This window comes from Shewanella sp. SG41-4, assembly GCF_014164505.1.
Classification (GTDB): domain Bacteria; phylum Pseudomonadota; class Gammaproteobacteria; order Enterobacterales; family Shewanellaceae; genus Shewanella.
This window is the reverse complement of record NZ_JACJFI010000518.1, coordinates 1-1,809: the sequence shown is the minus strand read 5'-3', so window position 1 is coordinate 1,809 and position 1,809 is coordinate 1. Positions and strand designations below refer to the sequence as shown.

General features: G+C 48.9%; 2 protein-coding genes. One reads left to right on the top strand and one right to left on the bottom strand.

Translation table 11 applies throughout. The features are described from left to right. Window positions 1-75: 75 nt before the first annotated feature. Window positions 76-1,347 (bottom strand): RNA-guided endonuclease InsQ/TnpB family protein, encoded by a 1,272-nt coding sequence (locus H5202_RS21800; protein WP_259397435.1) that lies wholly within the window; start codon window positions 1,345-1,347, stop codon window positions 76-78. Between H5202_RS21800 and tnpA the strand changes: the two genes are divergently transcribed. Beyond that, on the top strand, window positions 1,312-1,728 hold the full coding sequence (gene tnpA / locus H5202_RS21795) for an IS200/IS605 family transposase (RefSeq protein WP_182773882.1): 417 nt from the start codon (window positions 1,312-1,314) through the stop codon (window positions 1,726-1,728). The two genes, H5202_RS21800 and tnpA, sit on opposite strands and share 36 nt — an antisense overlap. Window positions 1,729-1,809 lie beyond the last annotated feature (81 nt).

Here is a 1,809-nt window from a genome sequence, read left to right as displayed (position 1 = left end):
TTGACATCCTCCCCCACCTCAAAATCCCCAAAAGGATTTTGCCGCTACGCGGAAAGGAAGGGGATTCCTACGGCGCTAAGCAGTTTTCAGCTTAGTCGCTTCGATGGGTTCCTGCTTCACAGAGCGGCCTAAAGCTGCCGTTTCTCCACAGGCTAACAAGCGCTGCCCGCGCTCTAATATATTGATAGCGCCGACAACATCGGCGTTATTTTCGTAGTTACAATCTACACACAAAAATTGCGCTTGGGTTTTGCGATTATCCTTTGATACATGGCCACAGCAAGGGCAAGTTTGGCTGGTGTATTGCGCAGGCACGGCGAGCAAAACGCCGCCATTCCAAGCGGTTTTGTATTCCAGTTGTCGCCTAAACTCACCCCAGCCTTGGTCGAGAATGGCACGGTTTAAGCCCGATTTTTGCGCTACTTTCTTGCCATGCTTTTCCGCCGTACCTTTTGATGATTTCGACATATTCTTAATCTGCAAGTCTTCTACACATACCAGCGCGTGGTTTTTGCTGAGGGTATGTGTGTGCTTATGCAGAAAATCCTTACGAACATTGCCGATATCGACGTGTATTTGTGTGACCTTGGCCTTGGCCTTTTTCCAATTGGCACTGAACTTCACTTTCTTGCTCATGCGCCGCTGATATTTAGCCAGCCGCTGCATCTGCGTTTTGAAGCTGTTTTTCGGCTCAATATAGCTACCGTCATTCATTGCCGCAAAACGCGCAATGCCCACATCAATACCTATGGCGCTTGTAGCCACTGGCACAATCTCAACATCGCGCCGTGTTTGAATCGACACAAACCACTTGCCACCTGATTGACTTACCGTGGCGTTACGCACTTCGCCCAATACATCTCTGCTTTTACGGTATTTTAGCCACCCCAGCTTGGGCAGGAAAATACGGTTATTGGCTTGGTCTAATTTGATTTGCTTGGGTTCTGGATAGCGAAAACTATCGCCACTGCCTTTCTTTTTGAAACGCGGAAAATCCGTACGCTTTTCAAAAAATCCCTTGAAGGCTTTTTCTAAATCCTTGAGCGCATGTTGCAGCGCTTGCGAGGGGGGATCCTTAATCCAGTCGAAGCCCGTTTCGCGCTTCCACTTCGGCAGATCCGCCGCCATTGGCACATAGCCTATGAACTTATTTCCCGTTTCGTGGTTATCTTTCTGCAACGCCAACGCCTTGTTATAGACGAACCGACACGTACCCGCAAAGCGACGCATATTGCGCACTTGCTCGCCGTTGGGCTGTAGCTCGAATTTGAAGGCTTGTAGTCGTTCCATAGCCAAAGTATAGTTTGGCCTATGCAAACAAACAACGATATTCGACACGGTAGACATTGTGTATTCAATATGCACGTTCACTTGGTCTTTGTGACTAAGTATCGGCGCGAAGTATTCACCCAGGAAATACTCGATGAGCTTAAACCCATCTTTGCAGCTGTATGCGCGGATTTTGGAGCTGAATTGATTGAATTCGATGGCGAAGACGACCACGTTCACTTACTCGTTAATTACCCACCGAAAATAGCGGTATCGGCACTCGTGAATAGTCTAAAGGGCGTTTCCAGCCGCATGATTCGCAAGAAAAAATATCCGTCCATCACGAAAAAATTGTGGGGCGGCGCACTGTGGTCTCCCAGCTATTTTGCGGGCAGTTGCGGTGGCGCACCTATCGACGTGATTCGCCGATACATTGAGCAGCAACAAACGCCGAACTAAAGTCAAAACCGTGCCAGCTACGCTGCCAGTGCCTTACATCCCCGACCTGAAGGACGGGGTTTTACGGCGCGTCTGATAAAA